This is a genomic window from Mesorhizobium sp. M2A.F.Ca.ET.037.01.1.1 (assembly GCF_003998075.1).
In the GTDB taxonomy this organism is placed as follows: domain Bacteria; phylum Pseudomonadota; class Alphaproteobacteria; order Rhizobiales; family Rhizobiaceae; genus Mesorhizobium.
On the sequence record NZ_RZSA01001275.1, the window covers coordinates 1 to 1,562 of the forward strand.

At 61.1% G+C, this 1,562-nt stretch carries 3 protein-coding genes; 1 reads left to right on the forward strand and 2 read right to left on the reverse strand.

Annotated features, from left to right (window positions below; translation table 11 throughout):
* Positions 1–2: 2 nt before the first annotated feature.
* Entirely contained in the window at positions 3–467 is a 465-nt protein-coding gene (gene ptsN, locus EOA27_RS35860) for a PTS IIA-like nitrogen regulatory protein PtsN (protein ID WP_042641064.1), read from the forward strand.
* A gap of 191 nt (positions 468–658) precedes the next feature.
* Here the strand turns inward: ptsN and EOA27_RS35865 are convergent, their stop codons facing one another.
* Both EOA27_RS35865 and EOA27_RS35870 read right to left on the reverse strand, forming a co-directional pair.
* The gene (locus tag EOA27_RS35865; protein ID WP_126081194.1) at positions 659–916 is read right to left on the reverse strand and encodes a DUF1150 family protein; all 258 of its coding nucleotides are present in this window, start codon (positions 914–916) and stop codon (positions 659–661) included.
* 63 nt (positions 917–979) lie between these two features.
* A complete protein-coding gene (locus EOA27_RS35870; RefSeq protein WP_042641067.1) occupies positions 980–1,405 on the reverse strand; it encodes an Hsp20 family protein in 426 nt (141 codons plus the stop codon).
* Between the last annotated feature and the right edge of the window lie 157 nt (positions 1,406–1,562).

Genomic DNA, 1,562 nt, shown 5'->3' on the forward strand with positions numbered 1-1,562 from the left:
GCATGGATCTCAGCGATCTCATCAGCGTCCCGGCGATCATGCCGGCGTTGAAGGCGAATTCCAAAAAGCAGCTTCTGCAATTGCTGTCGGAGAGGGCGGCGGCGATTTCGGGAATTCCGGAGCGGGAGGTGTTCGACACCATCCTGCAGCGCGAACGGCTGGGATCGACCGGCGTCGGCAACGGCATCGCCATTCCGCACGGCAAGCTCGCCGGCGTGAAGCGGATCGCCGGTGTCTTCGCGCGGCTGGAAACGCCCGTCGATTTCGAGGCATTGGACGACCAGCCGGTCGACCTCGTCTTTCTGCTGCTGGCGCCCGAAGGCGCAGGCGCCGACCATCTCAAGGCGCTGTCGCGCATCGCGCGCGTGCTGCGCGATGCCGACACAGTGGCCAAGATCAGGGGTACGCGCGACGCGGTGGCGATCCACGCCCTGCTGTCCGACACGCAGGCCTCGCACGCAGCCTGAAGTTTTGGGATAGAACTCTAGTTTTGAGAAGAAACCCTAGAGGGGCCGCCGGGAGCGGCCCTTTCCATTTTCGAACTGCCAGCAATCGCCTTAGAGCGTTTCACCGTTTCACGGAAACGGCGAACCGCTCTATCCCTTTGTTTTTACGCGATTCCGGACGGAAAACCGCTCACACTTTTCCTGGAATTGCTCTAGTGGATGGCGACAGTGGTCAGATCGTTCTCCAACGCACCCGCCAGCGCCCGGTCACGGGCATCGGAAAGCAGGATCGGCTGGCCGTTGGCGGCAAACAAAGCCCACAGCTCCAGGCCGGGCGCGATTTCGCCGAGGCCCGGGAAGCGGCCGCGCAGGTCGTCGCTCGACACTTTCCGCAGATAAGCGACAGAGCCTTCGCCGAGATGGGCGAGTTCGCCGCTGGTCATGGTGATCATTTCGTCAGTTCTGGTCATTTCAAGCCTCCTTGGCGCGAGGACGCCAGGATTGGCCGCCTCGCATAGAGCCATCGGCGAAGGTCAGTCTTTCACCGATATGTTTATTTTCCGTACCAGCCGCTCGGCCTCCGGCCGATCGAGATCGATCGACAGCAGGCCGTTCTTCAACTCGGCCGCTATCACCCGCATGCCGTCGGCCAGCACGAAACAGCGCTGGAACTGGCGCGCGGCGATGCCGCGGTGCAGGAATTCGCGCTCGGTGTCGTCGGTCTGGCGACCGCGCACGATCAGCTGGTTTTCCTCCGTGGTGACATCGAGGTCGCTTTCGGCGAAACCGGCAACGGCCAGTGTGATGCGCAGCCTTTCGGCCTTGCCGTCAGCGGCGCTGAGGCGCTCGATGTTGTACGGCGGATAGCTGTCGCCGGTCTTCGCCAGACGCTCCAGCGTCTTTTCCATGGCATCGAAACCCAAAAGAAGCGGGCTGGAGAAGGGCGTCATTCGACTCATTGTTACACTGTCCTCTGAAGAGCGACACAAACTGGAAAAACCCGGATGGCATTTTTCCCGATGGTCTTGATATGGTCCGCCGCGCGATCAAGTTCAAGCCATTAAACCCCGCCCAAAAAGACTCCCCAAAAAGGAATTGAAATGCCCCAGTCCAGAA

Excerpts from the sequence above, each read along its gene's own strand:
- ptsN (WP_042641064.1), top strand. The coding sequence starts at position 3 with ATGGATCTCAGCGATCTCATCAGCGTCCCGGCGATCATGCCGGCGTTG.
- EOA27_RS35865 (WP_126081194.1), bottom strand. The coding sequence starts at position 916 with ATGACCAGAACTGACGAAATGATCACCATGACCAGCGGCGAACTCGCC.
- EOA27_RS35870 (WP_042641067.1), bottom strand. The coding sequence starts at position 1,405 with ATGAGTCGAATGACGCCCTTCTCCAGCCCGCTTCTTTTGGGTTTCGAT.